This window comes from Streptococcus hillyeri (assembly GCF_041081565.1).
GTDB classification, from domain to species: domain Bacteria; phylum Bacillota; class Bacilli; order Lactobacillales; family Streptococcaceae; genus Streptococcus; species Streptococcus hillyeri.
In genome coordinates, this window is sequence record NZ_CP163513.1 from 163,865 (window position 1) to 188,611 (window position 24,747).

Genomic DNA, 24,747 nt, shown 5'->3' on the forward strand with positions numbered 1-24,747 from the left:
TGAAACAGGATTAGTTGCCTGAAACTTCAGAAGCGTAATCATCCATTGAAAGAACTTCGTGGAAGACACGTTGTGTCAATTCAGTTTTTTGTTCTTTAGTGAGGTATTTAGTGTTTACGCAGTATCCAGAGATACGAACGATAACATCTTCACCATCCATGATTTTCTTGTAAACGTCGTTCAAGTCCATAACGTTCAAGTTAACGTGTTGACCACCGTTTTCGAAGTAACCATCAAGGATTGTTACCAAGTTATCAACTTGCTCATCGTGTGTTTTACCAAGAGCGCGTGGTGATACTTGAGTTGTCAATGAGATACCGTCAGCAGCATATGAGAAGTCAAGGCTTGACAATGCGTTCAAGTTTTGCAACCAACCACCTTTAGCTTTGTTTGATGGGTTAGCACCTGGTGAGAAGAACTCAAGTTGTGACAAGTTAGTTGTACCATCTTCGTTGAGGTAAACACCACGGTGAACTGGAGAGTTACCAGTTTGTTTAGAGTAAGCAACGTTTGAAGTGATTGTAAGAAGTGATACAGTTGCTTCAGCGTTCTTATAAAGTTTGTGGCTGCGAAGACGAGTTGTGTAAGCTTCAATCAACCATTCAGCTAATTCGTTTGAACGAGGATCGTCTTCACCCCAACGTGGGTATTCACCAATTGTTTCGTAGTCGTAGATGTAACCATCTTCGTCACGGATTGGTTTAACAGTAGCGTATTTAATAGCTGACAAAGTATCAACAGTATTTGCAAAACCACAGATACCGAATCCCATGTTAGCACGTTGGTGACTTGGCAAGAATGCCATTTGAACAGCTTCGTAGTTGTATTTATCAGTCATGTAGTGAATGATGTTAAGAGCGTCTACGTAAGTATCAGTCAACCAGTCAAGTGATTTTTCAAAGTTAGCTTTAACAGTATCGAAGTCAAGAACGTCATCAGTAACTGGCTCGATGTCAAATACTTTATAGTCTTTGTGAACATCGTCATAACCACCGTTAAGACCAGTAAGAAGAGCTTTAAGGACGTTTACACGAGCACCGAAGTACTGAATGTTGTGACGTTGTTCTTCGTTTTCTGGGTCAAGTGGAGATACACAGCATGAGATACATGACATTTCACCGTAACCATCTTTAGCCATTGTTGTTACACCTTCGTATTGGATAGAAGAGTGTTTGTGGCTCATGTGCATACAGTAACGACGGAATGCGTATGGCAATTTATCAGTCCAAAGAACTGTCAAGTTTGGCTCTGGAGAGTTACCGATGTTATCAAGAGTGTTCAAGAAACGGTAGTCCATTTTAGTAACACGGTGACGACCGTCGTTACCCATACCAGCCATAGAAGTTGTGATGAATGTTGGGTCACCTGAGTAAAGGGCATCGTATTCTTTAGTACGAGCAAATTTAACGGTACGAAGTTTCATAACGAAATCATCAACAAACTCTTGGATTTCACTTTCAGTGTAAGTACCACGAGCAAGGTCACGTTCTGCGTAAACGTCAAGAACGATTGGCACACGTCCAAGTGAAGTAGCCGCACCATTGATCACACGACATACAGCCATGAAAGCAATGTTAGTCCATTGGATAGCTTCTTTTGTATCGTAAGCAGGACGACGAACATCAACACCGTAAAGATCACCAAGGCGAACAACTTGTTGCAATGCTTGGTACTGCATGTTGATTTCTTCACGAAGACGAATAGTTTCTTCGTCGATTTCAGTGATTGCGTTCCAGTCGTTAACTTTTTCTTGCATCAAGTAGTCAGCACCGTACAAAGCAAGACGTGCGTAAACCCCGATGATACGTCCACGTGAGTAAGCGTCTGGAAGACCAGTAACTGTGTGGGCGTGACGAGCACGACGGATATTTGAAGTGTAAGCGCGGAAGATACCGTCATTTACAGTTGTAACGTGTTTAGTGTAAATTTCGTGAACGGCTGGATCTGGCTCATAACCATGTTCTTTAAGAGCTGTTTCAGCCATACGGATACCACCTTTTGGCATGAAGTTCAATTTGAACAATTGGTCATTTTGAATACCGAAAATCAATTCATCTTCTTTAGAGATGTAACCAGCGTCAATGTCGGCGATTGAAGTTGGGCGTGTATCCATTGGGAAACGTCCTTCAGCTTCATAACCAGCTTTTGTTTCATCTACGATTTTTTTGATTTTGAGTGAGCGCTCAGTTGGACCAGCCAAGAATGACTCATCGCCATCATAAGGTGTGTAGTTTGCTTGAACGAAACGAGAAACGCTAGCTTTTTTTTTCCAGTCAGTTCCTTTAAATCCGTCCCAAGCTTTTTCAAAAACATCAGTGTTTGTTTTGACAGTTACCATAATAGGTCTCCTTAAAATTCTAGTAACAAAATCATCTGTTACAATTTACGAATTCATTGTATCACACAGTAAACGGTTTCAGCAAGCATAAAACTTGACAAAAAGACTTTTCTTTTGTAATACAGTTATTTGATTTTTTATAAACTGTACTATAAATTTGAAAACACATGAAAGAAATGTAAAAGTGTTATAATAATGTTGTAGTATTTACAGAAAGAAGGCGATTGCTTGTGTTGATTTTTCCTCTCATCAATGACACATCACGGAAAATTATTCATATTGACATGGACGCTTTTTTTGCTGCCATTGAAGAAAGGGATAACCCTGATTTGAGAGGAAAGCCAGTTGTGATTGCTAAAAATCCTCTGGAAACAGGTGGACGTGGTGTGGTTTCAACCTGTAATTACGAGGCAAGAAAATACGGCATTCGATCTGCTATGTCCAGCAAAGAAGCCTATGAACGTTGTCCACAGGCGGTTTTTATCTCTGGAAATTATAGTAAGTACCGTGAGGTCGGGATGCAGATTCGTGAGATTTTTAAGCGCTACACAGACCTTGTCGAACCGCTTTCTATTGACGAAGCCTACCTTGATGTGACAGATAATAAGTTAGGGATTAAATCTGCTATCAAAGTGGCAAAGCTCATTCAACATGACATTTGGCAAGAGGTTCACCTCACCTGTTCTGCTGGGGTTTCTTACAACAAATTTCTTGCTAAATTAGCGTCAGATTTTGAAAAACCAAAAGGTTTGACCTTGATTTTACCAGAAGAAGCGGAGGCTTTCCTAGATAAATTGCCAATTGAAAAATTTTATGGTGTGGGTAAAAAATCAGTAGGACGCCTCCATGACATGGGTGTTTATACAGGTAAAGATTTAAGGCAAATTCCAGAAATGACCTTAATTGATACCTTTGGTCGCTTTGGCTACGACCTTTATCGCAAGGCTAGGGGGATTTCAAATAGTCCCGTCAAGCCCAATCGTATCCGAAAATCCATCGGAAGCGAGCGGACTTATGGCAAATTGCTTTATGATATCGAAGATGTCAAGCTAGAACTTTCTAAAAATGCCCGTCGGGTAGCTGATGTTTTGGAGAGCAATAGCAGAGCAGGAAAAATAGTTGTCATTAAAGTGCGTTATTCAGACTTTTCAACGCTGACCAAGCGTGTCACCCTACCTGTCGTAACTAAAGAATTTAGCATTATCGAGCGAGTTGCCCATGAAATCTACGATAGTTTAGAGGAAAATCCCTTAGGTATTCGTCTTTTGGGAGTGACGGTGACAGGGCTAGAAGATGAAGATGATGAAGTGCTTCTAGATATCTAACTGGGTGTAATCACAAGGTTAAAAGTATTCAAAAAAGTGAGTATGATCCGTTTTTATCATTGAAAACGAAATCGTACTCACTTTTATTTTACAGTGTGTAGGAAAAACAGTTGTTTGTTACTGTTCTTCTTTTTCTTTCAGTGTTTGAGCTTTTCTGAGTGTGAAAACATGGAAAAATCCAAAGAGCAAGACCCAGATTGGAGACAGTAAAGATAAGGTGCCCAGCATTAAAAATTCTAAAATAACAGAGATAACAGCCCATCCAATACCGATATAGTAGACGGTGTAGCTAATTTGGCTGTCTAAATTTTTATTAGCTTTACTACGATTGATAAGGGCTAAAACAGCGATCACAATGGTAACGATAAGTCCCAAGCCAAACGTAAAAAGAGCAAAAGGTGTTGTTGAAAGGTGAAGTGCCTCTAAGGTAATCTCATCTAGACTAGCATAAACCTCAGGTTGTTTCTCCAACATAATTTTATTCACAGCTCCACCTAGCAATGAAAAAAGGAAAAGAACAGCATTTAAAATGTAAAGAACACCGATTGTTGTGTTCCAAGTTTTAAAAGATTGACGAACTTTTTCATATGAAATCATTAAAAAAATCTCCTTGACTTATTTTGATGATACAAGTATATCAAAAATGAAAGTGTTTGTAACGATTTGTTAGGCTTTTTTCACAAAAATTAATTGATTTTCAGAAGAAAGGTCTTCGCGGTAATGAAAATCAGCAAATGTGAGTTTCATCAAATCAGCGACGGTCTGTGCCTCTTGGGCAAGTGCCTGGCTGAGAAAGGCACCTCTAGCTTTTTTAGAAATGGTCGAGTGTGTTTTGAGTTGCCCGTCTTTGTCTTCCATAAAAGTCACTGTTATCAATTGTTTCTTGATGTGACTTGAAAAAATGTCTAAAAACTCACTAGATAGCAGGGACACGATGGTTTCTTGTTGCTTGGCAAAGGCATCGTAATCAGGTCTCCAAAATTCTTTTAATGACTGATTGTTGACCTTGATTTTGGTATGAAAGTCATGGCGATGCTCTGCTATTGGCTCCAGCGCATGAATGATTCCGTAAAACGACGAGGTGATATAAACTGGGCTTTGCTTTGAGATGACATTTTTATCCAGATGTCGGTACATTAAACCATTAAAAAGCGATGTCGCAGGATAAGCAGGTGCAGAATTTTCCACAATAGCCTGCCAACGTGTGGCTTCTTTTTGGGCAGCTGTTTCTGAGATTTTGTAAGCTTTCGCAAGTTCCTCTAAAGATAGTTCTGACATTTCTTGGGCAATAGCGGAGCTTTTTTCAGAAAGCTGGTGAGGTAAAGTCTCTTTGGGAATGTTCATCTCTTTTGCTGTTGGAATCAGAAAGGTTAATGACATAATGCTCTCCTTTGGTGTGATATAATAAGTTTAACAAAAGATGTGTGAGAATACTACTAGGAGAAGGAGATACCTGATTGGAAACTAAAACGAATGCCAAAGGTTGTGTCAAAGTAGGCTGTTTGACGATTTTAGGGTTATTTGTAGTCTTATTGGCTTTTATATTGTTGTGGTCTTGGGAAGGGAAGAGAAAGGATGCCCTTAATCGAGAAATCCTAGTTCAGCAAACTGCCCTCTATATTTACAACCACTATGAGGATGTCAAAACCATTCAGTATGATGAGTTTACTGTGGGTTCCTTTGGACTTGGAAGCCACACTTACGATTTTAAGATTACGGTCAATGGCAGAGCAGAATTTGAGTTAGACATGAATTGGGATTATGAGATTGAACGAGGAGATGAGATAGCCGCATGGGAGACACAAACCCATCTAATGACTGAAAAGTCGCTTCCTACTGAAGAAAAATCCTTACCTGATGATGTCAAAATCATCGACAATACGGATTAAACCTTTTAAATCATCAAAAATCTGTTACAATAAAAACAACGAAATGTCCAAGGAGGAAACTATGCAAACCTATCTTCAAGCGCGTGTTACTAATTTTGTAACGAAACTAGCTCAAACCGATGTTGACGCGATTTTAGTCACTAATTTAACGAATATCTACTATTTAACTGGTTTTTCAGGGACGGCTGGGACAGTTTATATTTCTGGCAAAAGACGTCTCTTTTTGACGGATGCTCGCTATAGTTTAATGGCTAAAAAAGCAGTTCAAGGTTTTGATATTATTGAAACGAGAGCGCCCCTAGCTGAGATTGCTAAGATAGCAGCAGAAGATGGTCTTTCTCGTCTCGGCTTTGATAGTCAAATCAGCTATGCCTATTATCAGCAGTTGCAAGAAACGTTTTCGGGTGTTGTGTTAGTTCCGCAGACTAATTTTACAGAAGAACTACGGATGATTAAGGATGCCATCGAAATTGAAACGATTCGTAAGGCTTGTTCAATCTCTGACCGTGCTTTTACGGATGTTTTGGATTTTATCAAGCCAGGGCAAACAACAGAGATTGATGTGGCTAATTTCTTAGATTTTCGTATGAGAGAGTATGGGGCGTCAGGGATTTCCTTTGAAACTATCGCAGCGTCAGGTTACCGCTCTTCTATGCCTCACGGTCGTGCCAGTGATAAAGTGATTGAAACTGGTGAGACCTTGACCCTTGATTTTGGATGTTACTATAACCATTATGTGAGTGATATGACCAGAACCATTCATATAGGGCAGGTGACGGACCAAGAACGCGAGATTTACGACCTTGTTTTACGTGCTAATAAAGTTCTGATTGAAAAAGCCAAAGCTGGTTTAACTTATCGAGATTTTGATGCCATTCCTCGTCAAGTGATTACTGATGCTGGCTATGGTAACTACTTCACCCATGGCATTGGTCACGGTATTGGATTGGATATTCATGAAGAGCCCTATTTTGGGAAATCTGATGAAACCATTAAGGCTGGTATGATATTGACGGATGAACCAGGTATTTATCTTGAAGGTCAGTATGGTGTTCGCATTGAAGATGACCTACTCATTACAGAAACAGGCTGTGAAATCTTGACCCTTGCACCAAAAGAACTCATTGTTATTTAAGGGGGGAGTTATGGAAGAAAGACTTTCATGGCAAGATTATTTTATGGCAAATGCAGAGCTGATTTCAAAGCGCTCAACCTGTGATCGTGCCTTTGTTGGTGCCGTTTTAGTGAAAAATAATCGAATCATTGCCACAGGTTACAATGGCGGTGTTTCAGCAACGGATAACTGCAATGAAGCGGGACACTATATGGAAGATGGGCACTGCATTCGTACGGTTCATGCCGAGATGAATGCCCTTATCCAGTGTGCCAAAGAAGGCATTTCGACAGACAATACAGAAGTCTATGTCACTCATTTTCCATGTATTAACTGCACCAAGGCGCTGCTTCAAGCCGGAATAACCAAAATTACCTACAAATCGAATTACCGGCCGCATCCCTTTGCCATTGAGTTGATGGAGAAAAAAGGTGTCTCTTATGTGCAGCACGATGTACCAAGTATTCATCTGGGAGAGAGGTAAACGTTAATACTCGTCCAAAATCAAAATTAGCATTTTAGAACCTCTAATACTTTTGATGCACTACCGAACGAAGTGAGGCTAACATGTTTCTTTCGCTATAGTGGTATTCATATCGAGAGTAAACTCTCGATATGAACGGATTTTTGGGAGAACTACAGAAATTGAAAGTCAATTTCGTAGTAGTTCCCCCGCAAGGATGATTAGGGTGGCCGTTGTCGAGTAGTCGACAAGTACATCCAATCATCTACTGCGATAGAGATAAGCTCAAATCTAGCAATGAAACTCCGTAGGAGCGTCCGCACTTTTAAGAAAGAAACAAAAAGTAATTTTTGATTTTTGTTAGGTATAAGAATATTTTCTAATAAAAAAGAGCGGACAGAAGTCACCATGACGATGACTTTTGCCTGCTTTTTTCTATCTACTTTTATAACTTAGTTTTGTTATGTTATTACGTGATAGGAATGCTTATCTTTCTTGAGAGATTGTCATGTTTTGCTCAGAGTAATAGTTTTGATGTATGAAAATTGAAATCATCCTGTTGCTGCCACATTAACTATTGGATTGGGTGAATAAAAAATACCACTGGTGCTTCATAGATATAAATAACAGCCTAAGTGTAGAAAAGCTGATCTCATCGTATTAATTCTCCACATCTTGACATGTTATTTTGAGCAAATATGAGAGCTATCTCTCAGTTCTGACACGACAAACGCATGAAGAAAATATGGCTTACAGAAAAGACTTTCATGGATGAATTCAAAATCCTTCGCTATAATAAAAGTGGAGGATTTTGTTATGGAAGACCTTTTAAATTTCTTGATTACTGTTAGAGACGACCGTTCCCCATGGAAAATTAAACACTTATTGTCAGATATCGTTCTTCTCATCTTCTTTGCTCGCTTATCAGGCGCAGAACACTGGGATGAGATAGAGGAGTTTGGTATTGCCTATGAGAAATCCTTACGCACCGTTCTCAAATTAGAAAATGGCATTCCCTCTCATGACACTCTACAACGTGTTTTTGCGACCTTAGATTCACAAGTTCTTGTAGAACTCACACAGATATGGACTTCTCTTCTTGAAGCGTGTGACTCATCATCTAAAACCTTACCACAACTTTCAAAACGTTTAGTAGCCATTGACGGGAAGACTATCCGTGGTAATGGCAGTCAAACTCAAAAAGCCCTACATATTGTCTCAGCCTATGCGACAGATTTAGGGATTTCGTATGGCCAGGTAGCGACTGATGAAAAAAGCAATGAGATTACAGCGATTCCACGATTATTAGACATGATTTCAGTAAAAGGGTGCATGATTAGTATTGACGCCATGGGCACACAAAAGGCTATTGCGGATAAGATTATCATGAAGAAAGCAGATTATTGTCTAGCAGTCAAAGAGAATCAAAAGAGCCTTCTAGAAGATATTCGTCCCTATTTTGAACTCTCTCAGAATTTTGACGATAGCTATGAAACGCTTGAGAAAGCGCACGGTCAGATTGAATTGAGACAGTATGAAGTCATTACTGATACAGAGTGGATACGTCAAGAGCATCCTGATTGGGGACATATCCAAAGCATTGGACGGGCGCGTATTCAGATAACAAAGAATGGTCAAGAGAGCGAAGAAACCCGCTACTTTATTTTAAGTTGTCAGGTTAGCGCTAAAGAGTTGTGTGACTATGTGAGAGGTCATTGGCAAATAGAGAGTATGCACTGGCTACTAGATGTTGTTTTTCGTGAAGATGCCAATAAGACTTTGAATAAACAACTCGCATTTAATTTAAATGTCATGGATAAATTCTGTTTAGCGGTATTAAAACAGTTAGATTTTGGAAAGAAGATGAGTCTGCGTCGTAAGAAATATGCCCTAAGTCTGTCCTTTGACAAGTATTTAAAACAATTGCTTTAGGGCAAAAAACTTTCAACACTTGCAAAATGGAAATAGAAGATTTCATGCGTTTGTCGTGTTATATCAATTTTTCTCTTGACAAATTTCTGTTGTATGGTAACATTGATACATAGGTATTGTATTGATTTAAACATACAAAAAAGAGACTAAAAATTCAGAAGGAGTATTGTAATGGTTGAAACATTGTTACAGATTAGCGATATTAGTAAAAAATATGGTAAGCAAGAAGCTTTATCACACGTTAGTTTTGACATCAAAAAAGGTGAAATTTGTGGTCTTGTTGGACAAAATGGTGCAGGTAAAACGACCCTCATTCGAGTCTTATCTGGGCTTATCAATGCTAGTTCAGGAAAAATTGAGCGCTGTCAAGATTATAAAATTGGTGCTTTGATTGAGTCTCCAACGCTTTATCCTAATATGTCTGCTTACGCCAATCTTAAATATACAGCCTTGCAGATTGGTTTGCCAAAGGCTGATGAGCGCATTAAAGAAGTTTTAGACTTGGTTGGTCTAGCAGATGTTGACCGTAAGAAAAAGGTCAAAAATTTCTCTCTTGGTATGCGTCAGCGTATGGCGATAGCACTTGCCATTATTGATTTTCCAGATTTTCTGATTTTGGACGAACCGATTAACGGGCTTGATCCATCTGGTATCAAGGAGATGCGTGATATTATCCTGAACCTCAGAGACACATTTGGCATCACCATTCTTATCTCCAGCCATATTCTGTCTGAATTGGAGCTGGTGGTTGACCGTTTTGTTATCATGCATAAAGGGCGCGTGATTAAGGATATTGAAAAAGCTGCGCTTAAAGCAGAAGTGGAGAACCGTATTCGCCTAGAGACAGTAGATAATGCTAAAGTCGCGAAAGCGCTGCAAGCAACAGGGGTGTCACTAGATGTTGTGGAAGATTACCTCAGCATTAAACCAGAAAAAACCGTTCAAGAATTGATTGATTTAGTAGCTGAACTAAATGTTGAGATAAAAGGAATCTACCAAACAGGTTCAAGTTTTGAAGATTATTATCTAAGTTTATTACAGTAAGGAGAAAAATAATGTTAAAATTTTTAAAAGCCGATTGTTACCGCATTTTTAAAGAGCGTTTGAGTTTGATTTCGTTGATTATTTTACTCCTACTTAGTGGAGGGATAGCTTATGCCATTTCTCGTCAAACGATACCTCAAACAGCAGTGGTACCTTTCATGATGCCATTTTTTACCAGTTTCTTTCCCCTCTTTTTTGTCACTCCAGGAAAAATCTTCTTTGGTGAGGATTTTGTACAGCGTACCATTAATAATAGTTTGGTTAAAATTCAAAGCCGACCAAAGACATTTGCTTATCGTTGGTTAATGAGTATTGTTGTCAGCTTTTTGTATATTGTAATTGCCTATACGTTTGCAGGTATTGTTTATCAAATACTTACTGGCGATATGATTTTTTCAGGACTTTTTGAAGCTTTTAGCTACCAATTTCCTTATTATTTAGCGACAGCAGCATTGCCTTTGGTTTTCTTTAATTTGTTTGATAAACTTTATAAAACCAATACACTTTTCATCATTGTCTTTACCATATTTGAAAGCTTTACTAACCTTATTCTTGGCATGTTGTTAAAAATTGATTCAGAAGTGTACAGGCCTTATATGATTTTCGATAAACTGGCTAATACAGTAGATGGTTCAGAAGCGTTTATTAACCATTCAAGCATTGTTGCCTTTGTTTACACAATTCTTTTTGCAGGAGTTTCTTATCTTCTCTTTGCTCGTCGTGAGTTTAAGTAAAAAGCAGGGCAGGAAAGACGCTAAAGGGACAGGAGCTTTTCTGTAGAAGCTCTGCTATTTCCAAAAAAAGCAATAAAATCCTTGCAAAAGGCTGTGAATTCTAGTAGAATAGTATTCTGTGAGTATCCCTCACTTCCTGCTGGCAAAGTTCAGTAGGCATTAGACCAAAAGGAGGAACATATCAATGGCTAAATACGAAATTCTTTATATCATTCGTCCAAACATTGAAGAAGAAGCTAAAAACGCTTTGGTAGCACGCTTTGACTCTATCTTGACTGACAACGGTGCAACTGTTGTTGAATCAAAAACATGGGAAAAACGTCGTCTTGCATACGAAATCAATGATTTCCGTGAAGGACTTTACCACATCGTTAACGTTGAAGCGACTGACGCAGTAGCTCTTAACGAGTTTGACCGTTTGTCAAAAATCAACGGCGACATTCTTCGTCACATGATCGTTAAACTTGACGCGTAAGAAGGTGCTCTATGATTAATAATGTAGTACTTGTGGGTCGTATGACTCGTGATGCAGAACTTCGTTACACTCCAAATCAGGTGGCTGTAGCAACTTTTACCCTGGCTGTTAACCGTATTCGTAAAAACCAAAATGGTGAGCGTGAGGCGGACTTCATCAACTGTGTCATCTGGAATCAACCAGCTGAACACTTGGCGAACTGGGCTAAAAAAGGAGCTTTGATTGGAATTACAGGTCGTATTCAGACTCGTAACTATGAAAACCAACAAGGTCAGCGCGTTTACGTAACAGAAGTTGTTGCTGAAAATTTCCAAATGTTGGAAAGTCGTGCTACACGTGAAGGTAATGCTGGTAGCTCTTATAATGCAGGTGGATTTGATTCATTTGGTGGAGCACCAACAGGTGGAGGTTTTACTTCTCAACCATCACAATCAACACCAAATTTCGGTCGAGATGAAAGCCCATTTGGTAACGCAAATCCAATGGACATTTCAGACGATGATCTTCCATTCTAATGGATAAAACGAATTAAATATATAAAGGAGAATTAAACATGGCTCAACAACGTCGTGGCGGATTCAAACGCCGTAAAAAAGTTGATTACATCGCAGCTAACAAAATTGAATATGTTGATTACAAAGATACTGAGCTTCTTAGCCGTTTCGTTTCAGAACGTGGTAAAATCTTGCCACGCCGCGTAACAGGTACTTCAGCTAAGAACCAACGTAAAGTAACAACAGCAATCAAACGTGCTCGCGTTATGGCTCTTATGCCTTTCGTAAACGAAGACTAATCAAAATGACCTTTCGGGGTCATTTTTTGATGTCTTTATAATATTAATGAATGTAGAGTTAGCTTTCATACTCATTCAAAATCAAAATTAGCAGTTTAAGTCAAATCAAGAACCAATAAATGGTTTGATTTACCAGAGCTTCTTTCGCCATGGTGGTATTATAATCAAGAGTAAACTCTTGATTATAACGGACTTTTTGAGACCTAGGCTCAAAAAGTAGCAATGAAACTCCGTAGGAGGTGGGGACACTGACTTCGTAAGCTTTATTCCCCACCTCAAAAGGTTCCTCGAACCTTTTGAGCGTCCGCACCTTTTTAGAAAGAAGCAAAAAAGTAATTTTTGATTTTTGTTAAGTATCAATTGATGTTTCAATTTAAAAACTGAGCATTTTTGTTTTGCCATTTTCATGGTCTAAAAAAGCTATTTTATTAAATCAAATCAGGTCAAATTTCTTGCATTTGCTATGTATATATGCTAAACTAACAAAGTTTTATATGCTTTTTTTGAGAAACTGTCTAATTTAATTAGATGGAAAATGATGAGATATAAAAAGTGAGAAATCTGAGTAAAAATAGGTAGAAAGTATCATGGAAATTAAACAACTAAAAAAATTAAAAAGAGAACAGTTAATTGCCATTATGCTAGAGCAGCAAGAAAAGATTGAGAAACAAGAAGAAACAATAATGCAATTAACAGAGCGTTTGGAAGATAAAAAGATTTTATTGGAAAAATCTGGTTCGATTGCGGAAGCTTCTTTGGCTCTGAATAAAGTTTTTGAAGCAGCTCAAGCGGCGGCTGACCAGTATCTACAAAATATCAAGAGAGACATTTAATATTATAAGAGGATGATCAAAAAGAAGGTGAATATTTCGGAACTCAGTTCTAAAGAGTTGGCGCAAGAATTAGAGCGCCTAAGGTATAGAGGTCGTTTTTGGACGATTATTAAACAAACGTTATATACCTTGTTAGCAGTTGTAGCTGTAGCCATTTTGATAGCGGTATTGTGGTTGCCGGTGCTCAGAATTTATGGGCAATCCATGAATAAAACATTGCAAGAGGATGATCTTGTCCTTACCGTAAAGGGGTCTAGCTTTGAAACGGGAGATGTCATTGCGTTTTATTACAATAATAAGGTCTTGGTAAAGCGTGTGATTGCGCAGTCTGGAGATTGGGTAAATGTTGACTCTGAGGGTGATGTCTATGTCAATCAGAAAAAATTAGATGAGCCTTATGTGCTGGATAAAGCACTTGGCAAGAGTGATATTACCTATCCTTATCAAGTGCCGGATCAAGAAATTTTTGTGCTAGGCGATAATCGTTCGGCATTTATAGATTCCCGTAATACAGCCATTGGTGGCATTTCTGAAGAACAAATCGTCGGAAAAATTTCTTTTAGAATTTGGCCGTTGGATAAATTTGGCACCATCAAATAAAGGTTATAATGAGAAAAAACTGTTTTTGGAGAGCTGTATGAGATTATGATGATGGATTGGAGGTAAAGTGGACAAGATTTATAAATACGTAACGACTTATGTTGGTAAGCTTGAAAATAAACTAAAGTGGAAGAGTATGACCTGGACTCTCTTGGCTATAGCGACTTTTCTAACCACCTATTTTTTGATTTTGCCAGCGATTACAGTTACAGATAAACAAGCTGATGAGGCTGCGATACGACTGGAGGTTCCGGAAACGGAAGAAACATTTCCAGAAAAGGGAGAAGGGCTAGGCGATGTTGAGACGTCAACCGTTTCGATGCAGTCGGAAGGAAGTGTAGAAACGTCAGAGTCAATGACAATTGTTACAGAGGTAGCAACGACGACCGAAGCTACTAGTGAAACAGAGGCTGCGGTAAAGTATTTTGATGATGTTTTGACTTATCGAGGTAGTGATTACACTGTCAAAGTAAGTATTCCGAAAGAGGCAAAGATACCAGATAACGTTCAGTTGGATGCACAAGAAATTAAAGAACAAGAAGCTGAGTATCATGGCTATAAGGAAAAAGTTCTTGATAAGGTTGCTCGTCAAGAAGAAGAAATTCAACTGTTGAGGCTATATGATATTCGATTGCTGGTTGATGACCAAGAAGTGGAACCGCAAGCTTCCGTAAAAGTTGAAGTGTCATATGACGAAAAGTTAGATGCCAAGGATGAAGATTTGAAAATTGTCCATTTCAAAGATGACGGACAGACAGAAATTTTAAAATCAAAGGCAACTAAAGAAACCAAAAATACCGATAGTGATATTGCCTTTAAGACAGACTCCTTCTCTATTTATGCCATTGTGCAAAATGGAAAAGAAGTTCCGAGGCATACTTATAGGTTTCAAAATTATGATGGAACAGAGTATAAGTTTGTCAATAGTTCTGGCGAATTAGTTTCTGAACAAATCATAAAAAATGGGGAAGAGCTGCATGGTGTGGGGATTCCGATTACCGAGCATCAGCAACGATTCAATGGTTGGTTTGAGTATAGCAACAATACGCTGGGAAATCGTGTTAACTTTGATCAGTCAATAACAGTTAATGAAAGTAAAATAATCTACGTTAGACCAAGTATGGATCAAATAGTTTATCTTACAGTTTATGATGATGAAGCTGGGACAATTATTCTTGAAAAAGATCAACTAGCTCTTAAAGATGGTGGAGTAATGGTAGATTTATCAAGGTATAGTGAAGTAATCAAGCCACCGACAGCAACGAAACGTTTAGTTGGATGGTCATTAGCTCCGAATGGCCAAGATAGTATTTTTGATATAGGTGCAAAATTACCTATGGATAAGGATGCGAATATCTATCCAGTCTTTAAGGAATCTAAACGTTTAGAGTTTTACACAAATACTGTCAATGATACAGATAGTATTTCAAATGGTGCTCCATATGTTCCTCCTAAATTTGTAATTGATGGGGAATTGGCAAGTAAATCACAACCAACGGATCCTGAACGTTATGGTTATACCTTTGATGGTTGGTATTCTAATAAAGAGTTTATAGGATCTAAATTTAACTTTGCTCAACCATTGACTGCGGATACACAGTTATATGCGAAATGGAATCCAGACAAAGCAAGTTACACAATTGTGTATTGGTTGCAGAGCTCGACAGATAAAAAAGATGCAAGACCAGAAGATAAAAATTATGATTATGCAGGTCAACGGTATGTTACCTCAGCACAAGTTGGTACTCGGGTTGCACCCAGTCAGAGTGATATATCTGGGGCTAATGTCACAGGTTTTGTATCGGCAGGATTTGAATATACACAAGATCGTGGAGAGACTTCGACAACAGTTAAGGCAGATGGCTCCTCTGTACTGAATGTCTATTTCAATAGGCGCTTAATTACCATGAGATTTTATGATAGTCCTACTACTATTGGAGCAAATGATAGTAGATGGTTTACTAGTAGAAATTTAACTACTATGACTGGATTATATGGAACATCATTAGAGAATAATGGATATACTTGGAAAGATAGTGGAACTAATACGTGGCGCTACTATGAGTATAACCAATACGGCAATGTTAGTGACAGAGGGATGACCTATTTAGGTGAGTTTGTCTTACCAGAGGGAACTTATCCTAGAATTCAAGCTTTTCCATCAATAAGCCAAGAAATACGTTTATTTAAATCAACTGATAAAAAAGCAAAGACAATTTATTTTTATAAACAAAAGGCAGATGGTACCTATCCTGATATTGGAAATCATGATGATACAGGTTCTTCTAGCGAAATCTCGACTCTATTTACCTTTTCAGAAAAATATAATGGGTTTAATGTCCACAGTTATCGTCGCTATGATATAACAAATCGTAGAAATGTGGATGATGATTGGAGAACTACTAAATCTGGAAGTAACGTAGATACTGTTGGCTACAGCAGGCAATATGATTATTATAATTATAGGTGGTATAACTATATTTCTAGTCAATATGACTTGCATATTCGTTATCAAAGAAAAGAATTCAATCTAAAGTTTAGATATCCAGATACGAATGCTCCGTTAAAAGATTTTGATGACAAAAAGGTATTATACGAAGCAAGCTTGCTTGCTTATCGACCAGATACGACAGTAGTCAAGCCTAAACCACATTTGAACGGCTATGAGTGGGATGGGAAATGGTACAAAGATCAGACATTGACACAAGAGTTTGAGTGGGATAGCAATATGCCTGACCATGATCTCGCTATTTATCCTGGATTTAGAAAAATAAAATATAATATTATCTTAGATGCCAATGGTGGGGAACTGGCAGATTCACAAGATACACACTTTACTTTGGAGTATGGTCAAACTGTTCCAAAATATGAAGATATTTCACGTAATTTCATTGAGGATTCACAGGGGATGTACTATTATCGAAAAGATACTGTAAATCTAATTGATATCGTCAATGATGGGAAAAATCAACATGCACACTATACACAAAATCCAGTGTCCGCAAGGACGTGCCGGTTCGACCCCGGCCGCCGGTATAGTTAAAAATATTGAAAAGACAAGGTTTCTAAGCCTTGTCTTTTTGTTTTTTCTCTATTTGCTGTTTGTGTGAATTACTAAAAATTACTAATCTTATAACAAATCATCTAGTTTATCAGCCAAATCTTTCTGCTTACTAGGGTATAAATGAGAATAGGTATCAATTGTAGTCGTGATAGAAGCATGTCCTAGCCGTTCTTTTACAACTAGATAATCTTCCCCTTGGTTAATCAGTAGGGAAGCATGGGAGTGTCTAAAATCGTGTATGCGTATTTTTTTAAGTGTGTTATCACGCTCAAGAATTTTCTTGTATTGCTTTTCAACAGTATTTTTTGTAATTGTGATAGGGCTACTTTGAAACACTTGTAGGGTCAAGCTATCACTAGTAAATTTCTCTAACAGATGTTTTTGGTGCTCTTGCCAATGTTGTAGTTCTTGGCTTAATTTTTTATTGATAACAATTCTTCTTGTTCCTGCTTTAGTTTTTGTTGTGCTGATGTGGCTAATCCCCTTATTGACATAAACAGATTTTGTGATATGAATTATATCGCTTGAAAAGTCGATGTCTTTCCATGTTAGTGCAAGTGCTTCCCCAAGTCTTAACCCTGTGAAGAATAGAACAGTAAAGAGTAATTTTATATTATATTCTTCTTGTTCAAACAGTGTTAGAAACTGCTGGAATTCTTTGACCGTCCAAAACTGCATTTTAATCTTTTCAACAGGCAATTTTTTTAGTAGCTTTACTGGATTTGTAGTGTAATAACCTTTTCGCAAGCCGACGTCAAAAATCTTTTTAAGCAAAATCATGATTTTGTTGATAGTATTTGTGCTTAAAGGATTATCAGAATTTTGGGCAACTTTTCGCCTAAGATGTTCTCTGAACTGGTAAATATCTTCATAGGTTAGTTTTGCGACATTATCAACCTTTGAAAAATAACCTTTTATGTGTTTGTTATAGTTATTTTCTTGTGTGTTGATATAGCTAACTTTTCGATGATTTATATTATCTTCTTCTTTTAGCAGTTCATAGAGCATTGAAAGGGTAATTTTAGCCCCATAGAAGCGTTCTTTGAGCTCTACACTTCTTAGGTAGTGTTCTGCTTCAGTAGCCTCTTTCTTGGTCTTATAGCCCTTTCTGACTATTCTACGTTGCTTAAGTGTTATTGGGTCAAAACCATTGCTAATATCAACTATCCAACCGCCGTCTTTATCTTTTCTAATTGCCATATATTACCCCCTAGAAAGAGAGCTATTTTGGACATCAAAACCAAGTAATTCAGTAGCGATAGAAGCAGGGATAGTTCCAATACGCTTATTTTGATAAACCCTAAATCCTCTTGCTATTAAAAGTTCTTTCCCCTGTCTGATAATTCGTTTAGAAGTTCCCTCAGAGAAACCGAGGGCAATCAGGTCATTCTTATTTACGGTTGCTATCATGTGACTTACTCCTTTGTATCTAACTTTATCTTTTTGTAGGTAACGTAATTATCGAAATACTGTCCGTCTTTATAGACTTTGCTGGTGTATTCCGTTTCATATAGGACGGTTGAGTTATTATAATCAAAAGTTTCATAAGTATAAAACTTATCCTCATCAGGCTTCTTCAAATTACGTGATGATAGATAGGCTTGTTTACCAAAGTTTTCCAATAGCTCCTGTCCGATACCTTTTTCAAAATATTTGGTAACATATCGACCGCGGTTTTCTTTGCTATCGACATCAACTTTATTTATCCGTACTGCTCCATATCCCCAAAGTTCCAAGAGTTGACGGTGTGGAACATAAGGAACGCTGAAAAGCAGAATATGAGCATGCCATGCCCCACGTTTTTGTTTTTCTAATACTGCTATATATCTCAATTGGCTTTTCTTAGTCTTAAATATGTGATAATTAAAGCGTTTAATAAAGGTTTTGAGTAAGTCTTTGAAATGGTTTCTATCGCTGATATTTTCTTTAGTGGTTAATGTGAGAAAAGAAGTCGTATCATCAAAATTACAATCGACTAGACGGAGTAAATTCCACTTTGCTTCTAAGCGAGTTTTCTTCATGCGTTCAAGATGTTGTTCTTGTTCTTCTGGTGTTAGTTCGTCAAATGTTCTGCGTTTTGATTTTTCCTTGTTTTCAGCATTAGTATCTAAAATTGATTTTCCCTTTGAAAATATTGGCTTTTCATATTCCCAAATTTCAATATAAGAAGAAGTGCGGACTATTTTTTTATTATATGAAGTCATAAAAAATAGTTCCTTTTAACTTTGCTTTTCGCCAAAAGATTGTCTATATAATAAATAAACTAGGAGGAGCTTTGCTCCCCCTACTTCTATCATGTGATCCTCAGCATCGCTCTGCTAAACACGCTTCCAGCTTGCCGACCTCCAGTCGGCAGTTTTGCCTAGGTACATGATTAGAAGTCATAGAAAGTAATATTTCTTGGTAGTAATATCAAATGCCAAAACAGGTATAGTTTTGCTTTGACTTACAAAACCATCAATAAAATAATGGCTTTTTTGGTCATAATAGATTTTTCCAAGATAGGTTGGGTCATTTGCTACTTCACAAGAAGAAATGTGACCTGAAATAATATCTTTATAGAATTTACCAGTGGTAAGAGGAAATTTATTTGTGAATATTTTAGTATCTGTTAACACTTTCCATAATTCACCTGCTTCTTCATCAATACCAGCATGGACAAAAATTTGATTTTCTGTTTCAAAATAGCGACTATCCTCATATCGTTTTTGAAACCAATTTATGAATGGAATAAACTTAGTATTATTTCTAATTTCATTTCTTATGGTGGTTTCAAAATTATTAGGATTAAAAGTTAAGAGTTTGTTTAATTCCTCTGTAGAAAAGAAACTTTGTATTGTTTCACCATATGCAGAAGCAGTAGGTTTTTCTAAAATCAACCAATCATAAAACCATTCTTCATGATTTCCAAAAAGCGTAATAATTTGTTTTGGATGAATCTTTTCAAGTTCAATTATTTTAGAAATGACTTGAAAAGATTGAGAACCGTTATCAATATAGTCTCCAAGTAGTATAAGTCGATTATCCTTATCAGATAAATCTATTTTTGAAAGGCTCTCAACAAATTCATTAAAATATCCATGAATATCGGACATAGAGTAATAAATAGCCATAATGTCATCTAATTGTTTATCGAGCATTTAAGGCATAGATATAAGCCACAAAGCAAGCAAAGTCTCCAATGCGTTTTCTATCATCGTTAAATTTTTCAAACCAAGAAACATCATTACCCTGTTCATTTGCCAAACCTTTTAAGAGTTTTAGTTGATAAATCACCTTATTATGAGTAACAGTTCTTGCTTCATCATTGGCAAGTTTTTCTTCTCTTGAGAGTGTGAGCCATTTGCCACGTGCAGAGGCATACTCTACGCAGAGTAGTATAAATGTTGTCCATTCTTCTTGAAATTCTTTATCAAGCTGATTAGAGGAATTAAGAAGATTAGAATAGATTTGTTCCGCTTCAGAAAATGATATAATCCCCTTTTCATTTTTAAAATCATCGTAGCTAAAAATTTGCATTGTAAAACTCCTTTATATGTTTTTGTCATATTTTAACATAACTATTTTGTTACAGGTAAGATATCAGAGCAAGCAAACCAAAGATTGCCATTGAATTGTCCAACATTCAAATCTTTAAGTGCAACAGGACAAGTCTTGTTGTTTGCCATTTCTTGAACAGAAACAGTAGGCGTGAGAGTATTAACCTTGACTTGTATCATTTCCATGAAGAAATCTGAGGTCTCATCTTGGATGGAAACATTCAACCGAAGAGCAGTTGGTTTTCCAGTCTCACGGTCTAGAACCTCACTGTATCCCTTTACGGCTACAAAACGGCTACCTAACAATTCTGCTTTAAGAAAATCATTTAATTTCATGTGTACCTCTTTTCTATCATCGCAGAGCGATGAGGAACAGATATTGTTGCTGAAAATCTAGCGAATTTAAGCAACAACATCCGTTGTAATTAGTTTGTTTCTGTTAAATAAAGTTGTAATTCTTTGATAAAGTCAAATTGAGTAGTATCAAGATAAGGACTTTCCCAGTATTGTGCTGTCTCCTTGCCTGAACCTTGCATATAAAGATAACCTGCCCCTTTTTCTTCGATAGGTTTTAACTTATCAGGAGTAGCTGAACCAAAGACCATGCGGTAGCCCTCACTAGAATTAGCGCCAAGAGCAATTCTCAATCCCAAGTTATCTCTAAGGTCGGTATTTAGGGTTTCGGCTCTCATTTGTTGAGCTGACAAAAGGATAAATATGCCTGATTGTCTCCCTAGTAGAATAATTTGTTTAATGCCATCCATAACTTCAACAATAATTTCTTTTGATTTTTTATCTGTTCCTGAAGCTTGAAATGCTCCCATTTCATCGAAGATAAGCCATAGTGGTTTAAAATCATGGTTGGTAAAATTTGAGCCGTATTGAAAGTTGTCCCGCATATATTGATATCGTTCTTGCATTTCTTCAACTACTAAACGGACAATACGAGCGATATTGTTCGGAGTTGTTGCTACATACTTTTCTCCGAAATAATATGATAAGCTACCTAGGTCAGAATTTTTAGGGTCTGCTATATAGACAGTTGATTGCCGTTTGAGAAGTTCTAAAATCAAGAAAGATATGAAAACAGATTTTCCACTTCCAGTACCACCAGCAACTAGAATATGAGGGCACTTGACAGGATTATAATTCACACCATATCCTAAATCTATATTAAGGTTATCAATTTCTTGCTTCTGGTTGTGAGATTGAAGAACTAACCTATCAGGTTTCTTGTAATAGAAATGATATTCCACAAAATTAGGACGAATAATTTTTTCTTCTAGTTCCAGTTCGAGTACTCCGGCAAGGACATCATCAAGTGATTGTACCTTTTTGCTAAATTCATCACCAGTAATCAGAGCTTTGATAAGAATATGCCCTTTTTGTTTGTCTAGCTCGTATTGCAAGATTGCACTTCTAGAGATTCTTTCATATCCTGAGCTATCTTTATATGTTGTATAAAGGTGGTTTGTATGTAATACATACAATAAGCTTTCTCTGATAATTAGGTAATAATCCAAATGATATCTAAAATATTTTAATTGACGATGAAATTTGTATATGACAAATCCTGCTAGAATAAATAAAGGGATTTTAATAAGGTCAGGAGCTCTAATATTTGCAATAATAGTAAGCATAATACAAGTAGAGAAGCCTAATATTGACCAATGAGCTATCTTTAATTTGCTAGTTGAAATAATATAATTTCTCTTTAAGTCAGCGACTTTCTTTATTTTAAACATAATCAGCGCCTCATGGAGAATTATAAAGAAATAGTTGCTGATAAAATCGCATGGTCTGGGTAGCCTACTTGGCTTTTATAATCAGGATTTTTTAAGAATTCCCAAGAATAATTTTCATTTACTATAGGGATATTTGCAAAAATATGGTCTAACTTACAATACTTCCAAGAGTTTGAATCTGATGGAGTATATACAGTTAATCCTGCCTTACTCATTATCGACTTAAGTAATGGATAAGAGTAAAACTCTCTAGCTTTTCCTTGATAGGAATGAATATCATCATTCTGTTTGAAAAAACCATTATTAAAGTCACCTAGAATGATGGTATGTTCATGACTTGCAGGCAAATTTGAAATTAGATTATCTAGCTGTATTTTGCGCTCTTTAAAATCTTCAATGATATCTTTTCCACCAGTTTTTATACGAGTACCTATAATATTTAATTCCTTACCAAATATATTTACTGCGACTCGCAAAAAGTTTGGATTACTATCATCATGATGCTAGTAGTATTATTGTCCGTGGAAGTCAAAAAGTTCGCTTGGTAAATGTGATTGCCAAAGTAAATCTTAAACCTACTGAAAAAGGAGAGTTACTCAGAGACTTCATGGTACGATACTTAGAAGCCGAAGAAAAAACAGTGGCTATTGGCGCCTCAGTTTATTTTACGGATGTCGCTTTACGAATTGATAGCATGAAATCTGGACAAATTACGCGTGTGGAAGTGATTAAGTCCTCAGTGTGATTTTCTTGAAAATTTCTGAAAAAAATGAAAGTTGGATGAAAATTTAATGAATGTAAGAAAAAGATTGAAAAAAGAGTGATAAAGCGATATCATAGTATATGATTTAGATATTTATAGGAGAATAGCATGTCACATATTACATTTGATTACTCAAAAGTTTTAGAAAAATTTGCTGGTCAACATGAGATTGACTACTTGCAAGGTCAAGTCTCAGCAGCAGATAAATTATTGCGTGAGGGAACTGGACCAGGTTCAGACTTCCTAGGATGGATTGACCTTCCAGAAAATTACGACCGTGAAGAATTTACTCGTATTCAAGCAGCTGCTGAAAAAATCAAGTCAGATTCTGAAGTCTTGGTTGTTATCGGTATCGGTGGGTCTTACCTTGGTGCGCGCGCAGCTATTGATTTCTTAAGCAACCATTTTGTAAACCTTCAAACAGCTGAAGAGCGCAAAGCCCCACAAATCCTTTATGCTGGAAACTCAATCTCATCAACTTACCTTGCTGACTTGGTTGAGTATGTTCAAGATAAAGAGTTCTCAGTTAACGTGATTTCAAAATCAGGTACAACAACTGAGCCTGCGATTGCTTTCCGTGTCTTCAAAGAGCTTTTGGTTAAAAAATACGGTCAAGAAGAAGCTAACAAACGTATCTATGCGACGACTGATAAAGCTAAAGGTGCTGTTAAAGTTGAAGCTGACGCTAATGGTTGGGAAACATTTGTGGTTCCAGATGACATCGGTGGCCGTTTCTCAGTCTTGACAGCAGTAGGACTTCTTCCAATCGCTGCATCAGGTGCTGATATCACTGCTCTTATGGAAGGTGCAGCAGCAGCACGTAAAGAGTACTCATCAGATAAAATCGCTGAAAATGAAGCATACCAATACGCAGCAGTTCGTAACGTCCTTTACCGTAAAGGTTACTCAACTGAGATTTTGGTCAACTATGAGCCATCACTTCAATACTTCGCAGAATGGTGGAAACAATTGGCAGGTGAATCAGAAGGGAAAGACCAAAAAGGGATTTACCCATCATCAGCGAACTTCTCAGCGGACCTTCACTCACTTGGTCAATACATCCAAGAGGGTGCTCGTATCATCTTTGAAACAGCTATCCGTGTTGACAAACCACGCAAAAACGTGATTATCCCAGAACTTGCTGAAGATCTTGATGGCCTTGGCTACCTCCAAGGTAAAGATGTAGATTTCGTTAACAAGAAAGCAACAGACGGTGTGCTTCTTGCTCACACAGATGGGGATGTGCCAAACATGTTTGTGACCTTGCCAGCGCAGGACGAATTCACATTGGGTTACATCATCTACTTCTTCGAGCTTGCAATTGCTTTATCAGGTTACCTCAATGGTGTTAACCCATTTGACCAACCTGGTGTTGAAGCCTACAAGAAAAACATGTTTGCCCTTCTTGGGAAACCAGGATTTGAAGAACTTTCAGCAGAATTAAACGCACGTCTATAATTAAGACTAATCTCTCCTTTTTTGAGGAGGGATTTTTTGCTAGTAGAGTTGTAAAGTTCGTCAGAATTTACATTAAGATGTGACCTCTTTATGCAAAATTCCACTCGGCCTCTTTTTATACTTATCCAAAATCAAAATTAGCATTTTAGAACCTCTAATACTTTTGATGGACTACCGAACGAAGTGAGGCTAAAATGTTTCTTTCGCTATAGTGGTATTCATATCGAGAGTTTACCCTCGATATGAACGGATTTTTTGGGAGAACTACAGAAATTGAGAATCAATTTCGTAGTAGTTCCCCCGCAAGGATGATTAGGTTGGACGCTGTCGAGTAGTCGACAAGTACAGCCAATCATCTACTGCGATAGAGGGCTCAAAAAATAGCAATGAAACTCCGTAGGAGGTTGCTTGCGTCCGCACTTTTAAGAAAGAAACAAAAAGTAATTTTTGATTTTTGTTAAGGATTAATTTCCAAATTTTCAGACAATTTGTTATAATAGTAAGCACATAAACTTGAAATTGAAAGGACTGGAGTGTTTAGTGAGGGAGAGTTGCAGTAACTGTTCTTTTGCTAAAAGTGTCAAAAAAAGAGTGAATAGCTTACCTGTCTCTTTTTCTCGCTTTGGTAACACTCTAGG

The 24,747-nt window shown here is 37.3% G+C and carries 25 protein-coding genes and 1 pseudogene; 15 read left to right on the top strand and 11 right to left on the bottom strand.

The features are described 5' to 3' along the window. Nucleotides 1–10 precede the first annotated feature (10 nt). The gene (gene pflB / locus AB6M99_RS00915) at nucleotides 11–2,338 is read right to left on the bottom strand and encodes a formate C-acetyltransferase (RefSeq protein ID WP_121835805.1); all 2,328 of its coding nucleotides are present in this window, start codon (nucleotides 2,336–2,338) and stop codon (nucleotides 11–13) included. Between the two features lie 230 nt (nucleotides 2,339–2,568). Here pflB and dinB point away from each other — a divergent pair, with 230 nt between their 5' ends. Next, a complete protein-coding gene (gene dinB, locus AB6M99_RS00920; protein WP_121835804.1) occupies nucleotides 2,569–3,663 on the top strand; it encodes a DNA polymerase IV in 1,095 nt (364 codons plus the stop codon). Nucleotides 3,664–3,780: 117 nt separating this feature from the next. Here dinB and AB6M99_RS00925 read toward each other — a convergent pair whose 3' ends face one another. Both AB6M99_RS00925 and yaaA read right to left on the bottom strand, forming a co-directional pair. Then, nucleotides 3,781–4,260 (bottom strand): hypothetical protein, encoded by a 480-nt coding sequence (locus AB6M99_RS00925; protein WP_121835803.1) that lies wholly within the window; start codon nucleotides 4,258–4,260, stop codon nucleotides 3,781–3,783. Nucleotides 4,261–4,329: 69 nt separating this feature from the next. Continuing rightward, nucleotides 4,330–5,043, bottom strand: coding sequence for a peroxide stress protein YaaA (yaaA, locus tag AB6M99_RS00930; RefSeq protein WP_121835802.1), 714 nt, complete (start codon nucleotides 5,041–5,043; stop codon nucleotides 4,330–4,332). Nucleotides 5,044–5,120: 77 nt separating this feature from the next. On the opposite strand from yaaA, the gene AB6M99_RS00935 reads away from it, so the two are divergent. The 12 genes from AB6M99_RS00935 to AB6M99_RS00990 all read left to right on the top strand — a co-directional run bounded on the left by AB6M99_RS00935 (nucleotide 5,121) and on the right by AB6M99_RS00990 (nucleotide 16,583). Further along, on the top strand, nucleotides 5,121–5,552 hold the full coding sequence (locus AB6M99_RS00935) for a hypothetical protein (RefSeq protein ID WP_121835801.1): 432 nt from the start codon (nucleotides 5,121–5,123) through the stop codon (nucleotides 5,550–5,552). Between the two features lie 61 nt (nucleotides 5,553–5,613). Further along, nucleotides 5,614–6,687 carry a Xaa-Pro peptidase family protein gene (locus AB6M99_RS00940; RefSeq protein WP_121835800.1) on the top strand — a complete coding sequence of 358 codons (1,074 nt, stop codon included), beginning with the start codon at nucleotides 5,614–5,616 and terminating at the stop codon, nucleotides 6,685–6,687. Nucleotides 6,688–6,697: 10 nt separating this feature from the next. After that, nucleotides 6,698–7,150 carry a deaminase gene (locus tag AB6M99_RS00945; protein WP_121835799.1) on the top strand — a complete coding sequence of 151 codons (453 nt, stop codon included), beginning with the start codon at nucleotides 6,698–6,700 and terminating at the stop codon, nucleotides 7,148–7,150. Between the two features lie 750 nt (nucleotides 7,151–7,900). Further along, on the top strand, nucleotides 7,901–9,061 hold the full coding sequence (locus AB6M99_RS00950; RefSeq protein ID WP_121836465.1) for an ISAs1 family transposase: 1,161 nt from the start codon (nucleotides 7,901–7,903) through the stop codon (nucleotides 9,059–9,061). A gap of 171 nt (nucleotides 9,062–9,232) precedes the next feature. Further along, on the top strand, nucleotides 9,233–10,105 hold the full coding sequence (locus tag AB6M99_RS00955) for an ABC transporter ATP-binding protein (RefSeq protein WP_121836172.1): 873 nt from the start codon (nucleotides 9,233–9,235) through the stop codon (nucleotides 10,103–10,105). Nucleotides 10,106–10,116: 11 nt separating this feature from the next. Further along, a complete protein-coding gene (locus tag AB6M99_RS00960; protein WP_369350954.1) occupies nucleotides 10,117–10,839 on the top strand; it encodes a hypothetical protein in 723 nt (240 codons plus the stop codon). Between the two features lie 184 nt (nucleotides 10,840–11,023). Continuing rightward, on the top strand, nucleotides 11,024–11,314 hold the full coding sequence (gene rpsF / locus AB6M99_RS00965) for a 30S ribosomal protein S6 (protein WP_121836170.1): 291 nt from the start codon (nucleotides 11,024–11,026) through the stop codon (nucleotides 11,312–11,314). A gap of 11 nt (nucleotides 11,315–11,325) precedes the next feature. Next, nucleotides 11,326–11,829: a single-stranded DNA-binding protein gene (locus AB6M99_RS00970; protein ID WP_121836169.1), complete on the top strand. Its 504-nt coding sequence runs from the start codon at nucleotides 11,326–11,328 to the stop codon at nucleotides 11,827–11,829. A 38-nt stretch (nucleotides 11,830–11,867) separates the two neighbouring features. Next, on the top strand, nucleotides 11,868–12,107 hold the full coding sequence (gene rpsR / locus AB6M99_RS00975; protein ID WP_000068664.1) for a 30S ribosomal protein S18: 240 nt from the start codon (nucleotides 11,868–11,870) through the stop codon (nucleotides 12,105–12,107). Between the two features lie 593 nt (nucleotides 12,108–12,700). Continuing rightward, the gene (locus tag AB6M99_RS00980; protein WP_121836176.1) at nucleotides 12,701–12,940 is read left to right on the top strand and encodes a DNA repair protein; all 240 of its coding nucleotides are present in this window, start codon (nucleotides 12,701–12,703) and stop codon (nucleotides 12,938–12,940) included. 12 nt (nucleotides 12,941–12,952) lie between these two features. Beyond that, nucleotides 12,953–13,540: a signal peptidase I gene (gene lepB / locus AB6M99_RS00985; RefSeq protein WP_369351243.1), complete on the top strand. Its 588-nt coding sequence runs from the start codon at nucleotides 12,953–12,955 to the stop codon at nucleotides 13,538–13,540. Nucleotides 13,541–13,676: 136 nt separating this feature from the next. Continuing rightward, nucleotides 13,677–16,583: an InlB B-repeat-containing protein gene (locus AB6M99_RS00990; RefSeq protein ID WP_121836175.1), complete on the top strand. Its 2,907-nt coding sequence runs from the start codon at nucleotides 13,677–13,679 to the stop codon at nucleotides 16,581–16,583. 87 nt (nucleotides 16,584–16,670) lie between these two features. On the opposite strand, the gene AB6M99_RS00995 is transcribed toward AB6M99_RS00990, so the two are convergent. The 8 genes and pseudogenes from AB6M99_RS00995 to AB6M99_RS01030 all read right to left on the bottom strand — a co-directional run. Continuing rightward, entirely contained in the window at nucleotides 16,671–17,804 is a 1,134-nt protein-coding gene (locus tag AB6M99_RS00995; RefSeq protein WP_121836167.1) for a site-specific integrase, read from the bottom strand. A gap of 3 nt (nucleotides 17,805–17,807) precedes the next feature. Beyond that, nucleotides 17,808–18,014 (bottom strand): DUF3173 domain-containing protein, encoded by a 207-nt coding sequence (locus AB6M99_RS01000; RefSeq protein WP_105153632.1) that lies wholly within the window; start codon nucleotides 18,012–18,014, stop codon nucleotides 17,808–17,810. Between the two features lie 5 nt (nucleotides 18,015–18,019). Then, nucleotides 18,020–18,808 (bottom strand): Rep protein, encoded by a 789-nt coding sequence (locus AB6M99_RS01005; RefSeq protein ID WP_369350968.1) that lies wholly within the window; start codon nucleotides 18,806–18,808, stop codon nucleotides 18,020–18,022. A 177-nt stretch (nucleotides 18,809–18,985) separates the two neighbouring features. Beyond that, a complete protein-coding gene (locus AB6M99_RS01010; RefSeq protein WP_369350969.1) occupies nucleotides 18,986–19,717 on the bottom strand; it encodes a metallophosphoesterase in 732 nt (243 codons plus the stop codon). 16 nt (nucleotides 19,718–19,733) lie between these two features. Continuing rightward, nucleotides 19,734–20,123, bottom strand: a complete 390-nt coding sequence (locus AB6M99_RS01015; protein WP_121836166.1) for a hypothetical protein — start codon at nucleotides 20,121–20,123, stop codon at nucleotides 19,734–19,736. Nucleotides 20,124–20,164: 41 nt separating this feature from the next. Further along, a complete protein-coding gene (locus AB6M99_RS01020) occupies nucleotides 20,165–20,479 on the bottom strand; it encodes a hypothetical protein (RefSeq protein WP_121836165.1) in 315 nt (104 codons plus the stop codon). Between the two features lie 89 nt (nucleotides 20,480–20,568). Next, nucleotides 20,569–21,888, bottom strand: coding sequence for an FtsK/SpoIIIE domain-containing protein (locus AB6M99_RS01025; RefSeq protein ID WP_121836164.1), 1,320 nt, complete (start codon nucleotides 21,886–21,888; stop codon nucleotides 20,569–20,571). A gap of 20 nt (nucleotides 21,889–21,908) precedes the next feature. Next, nucleotides 21,909–22,385 (bottom strand): annotated as a pseudogene (locus AB6M99_RS01030) (endonuclease/exonuclease/phosphatase family protein); the annotation flags it as partial. On the opposite strand from AB6M99_RS01030, the gene AB6M99_RS01035 reads away from it, so the two are divergent. Further along, nucleotides 22,370–22,633, top strand: a complete 264-nt coding sequence (locus AB6M99_RS01035; RefSeq protein WP_369350970.1) for a hypothetical protein — start codon at nucleotides 22,370–22,372, stop codon at nucleotides 22,631–22,633. The pseudogene AB6M99_RS01030 and the gene AB6M99_RS01035 overlap by 16 nt on opposite strands. 126 nt (nucleotides 22,634–22,759) lie before the next feature. Beyond that, a complete protein-coding gene (locus AB6M99_RS01040) occupies nucleotides 22,760–24,109 on the top strand; it encodes a glucose-6-phosphate isomerase (protein ID WP_121834982.1) in 1,350 nt (449 codons plus the stop codon). The last annotated feature ends 638 nt before the right edge of the window (nucleotides 24,110–24,747 follow it).

What these genes read in the sequence shown, in the direction of transcription:
- pflB (WP_121835805.1), bottom strand. Translation starts at nt 2,338, where the DNA reads ATGGTAACTGTCAAAACAAACACTGATGTTTTTGAAAAAGCTTGGGAC.
- AB6M99_RS00925 (WP_121835803.1), bottom strand. Translation starts at nt 4,260, where the DNA reads ATGATTTCATATGAAAAAGTTCGTCAATCTTTTAAAACTTGGAACACA.
- yaaA (WP_121835802.1), bottom strand. Translation starts at nt 5,043, where the DNA reads ATGTCATTAACCTTTCTGATTCCAACAGCAAAAGAGATGAACATTCCC.
- AB6M99_RS00940 (WP_121835800.1), top strand. Translation starts at nt 5,614, where the DNA reads ATGCAAACCTATCTTCAAGCGCGTGTTACTAATTTTGTAACGAAACTA.
- AB6M99_RS00945 (WP_121835799.1), top strand. Translation starts at nt 6,698, where the DNA reads ATGGAAGAAAGACTTTCATGGCAAGATTATTTTATGGCAAATGCAGAG.
- AB6M99_RS00950 (WP_121836465.1), top strand. Translation starts at nt 7,901, where the DNA reads ATGAATTCAAAATCCTTCGCTATAATAAAAGTGGAGGATTTTGTTATG.
- AB6M99_RS00955 (WP_121836172.1), top strand. Translation starts at nt 9,233, where the DNA reads ATGGTTGAAACATTGTTACAGATTAGCGATATTAGTAAAAAATATGGT.
- AB6M99_RS00960 (WP_369350954.1), top strand. Translation starts at nt 10,117, where the DNA reads ATGTTAAAATTTTTAAAAGCCGATTGTTACCGCATTTTTAAAGAGCGT.
- rpsF (WP_121836170.1), top strand. Translation starts at nt 11,024, where the DNA reads ATGGCTAAATACGAAATTCTTTATATCATTCGTCCAAACATTGAAGAA.
- AB6M99_RS00970 (WP_121836169.1), top strand. Translation starts at nt 11,326, where the DNA reads ATGATTAATAATGTAGTACTTGTGGGTCGTATGACTCGTGATGCAGAA.
- rpsR (WP_000068664.1), top strand. Translation starts at nt 11,868, where the DNA reads ATGGCTCAACAACGTCGTGGCGGATTCAAACGCCGTAAAAAAGTTGAT.
- lepB (WP_369351243.1), top strand. Translation starts at nt 12,953, where the DNA reads ATGATCAAAAAGAAGGTGAATATTTCGGAACTCAGTTCTAAAGAGTTG.
- AB6M99_RS00990 (WP_121836175.1), top strand. Translation starts at nt 13,677, where the DNA reads ATGACCTGGACTCTCTTGGCTATAGCGACTTTTCTAACCACCTATTTT.
- AB6M99_RS00995 (WP_121836167.1), bottom strand. Translation starts at nt 17,804, where the DNA reads ATGGCAATTAGAAAAGATAAAGACGGCGGTTGGATAGTTGATATTAGC.
- AB6M99_RS01000 (WP_105153632.1), bottom strand. Translation starts at nt 18,014, where the DNA reads ATGATAGCAACCGTAAATAAGAATGACCTGATTGCCCTCGGTTTCTCT.
- AB6M99_RS01005 (WP_369350968.1), bottom strand. Translation starts at nt 18,808, where the DNA reads ATGACTTCATATAATAAAAAAATAGTCCGCACTTCTTCTTATATTGAA.
- AB6M99_RS01010 (WP_369350969.1), bottom strand. Translation starts at nt 19,717, where the DNA reads ATGGCTATTTATTACTCTATGTCCGATATTCATGGATATTTTAATGAA.
- AB6M99_RS01015 (WP_121836166.1), bottom strand. Translation starts at nt 20,123, where the DNA reads ATGCAAATTTTTAGCTACGATGATTTTAAAAATGAAAAGGGGATTATA.
- AB6M99_RS01020 (WP_121836165.1), bottom strand. Translation starts at nt 20,479, where the DNA reads ATGAAATTAAATGATTTTCTTAAAGCAGAATTGTTAGGTAGCCGTTTT.
- AB6M99_RS01025 (WP_121836164.1), bottom strand. Translation starts at nt 21,888, where the DNA reads ATGTTTAAAATAAAGAAAGTCGCTGACTTAAAGAGAAATTATATTATT.
- AB6M99_RS01040 (WP_121834982.1), top strand. Translation starts at nt 22,760, where the DNA reads ATGTCACATATTACATTTGATTACTCAAAAGTTTTAGAAAAATTTGCT.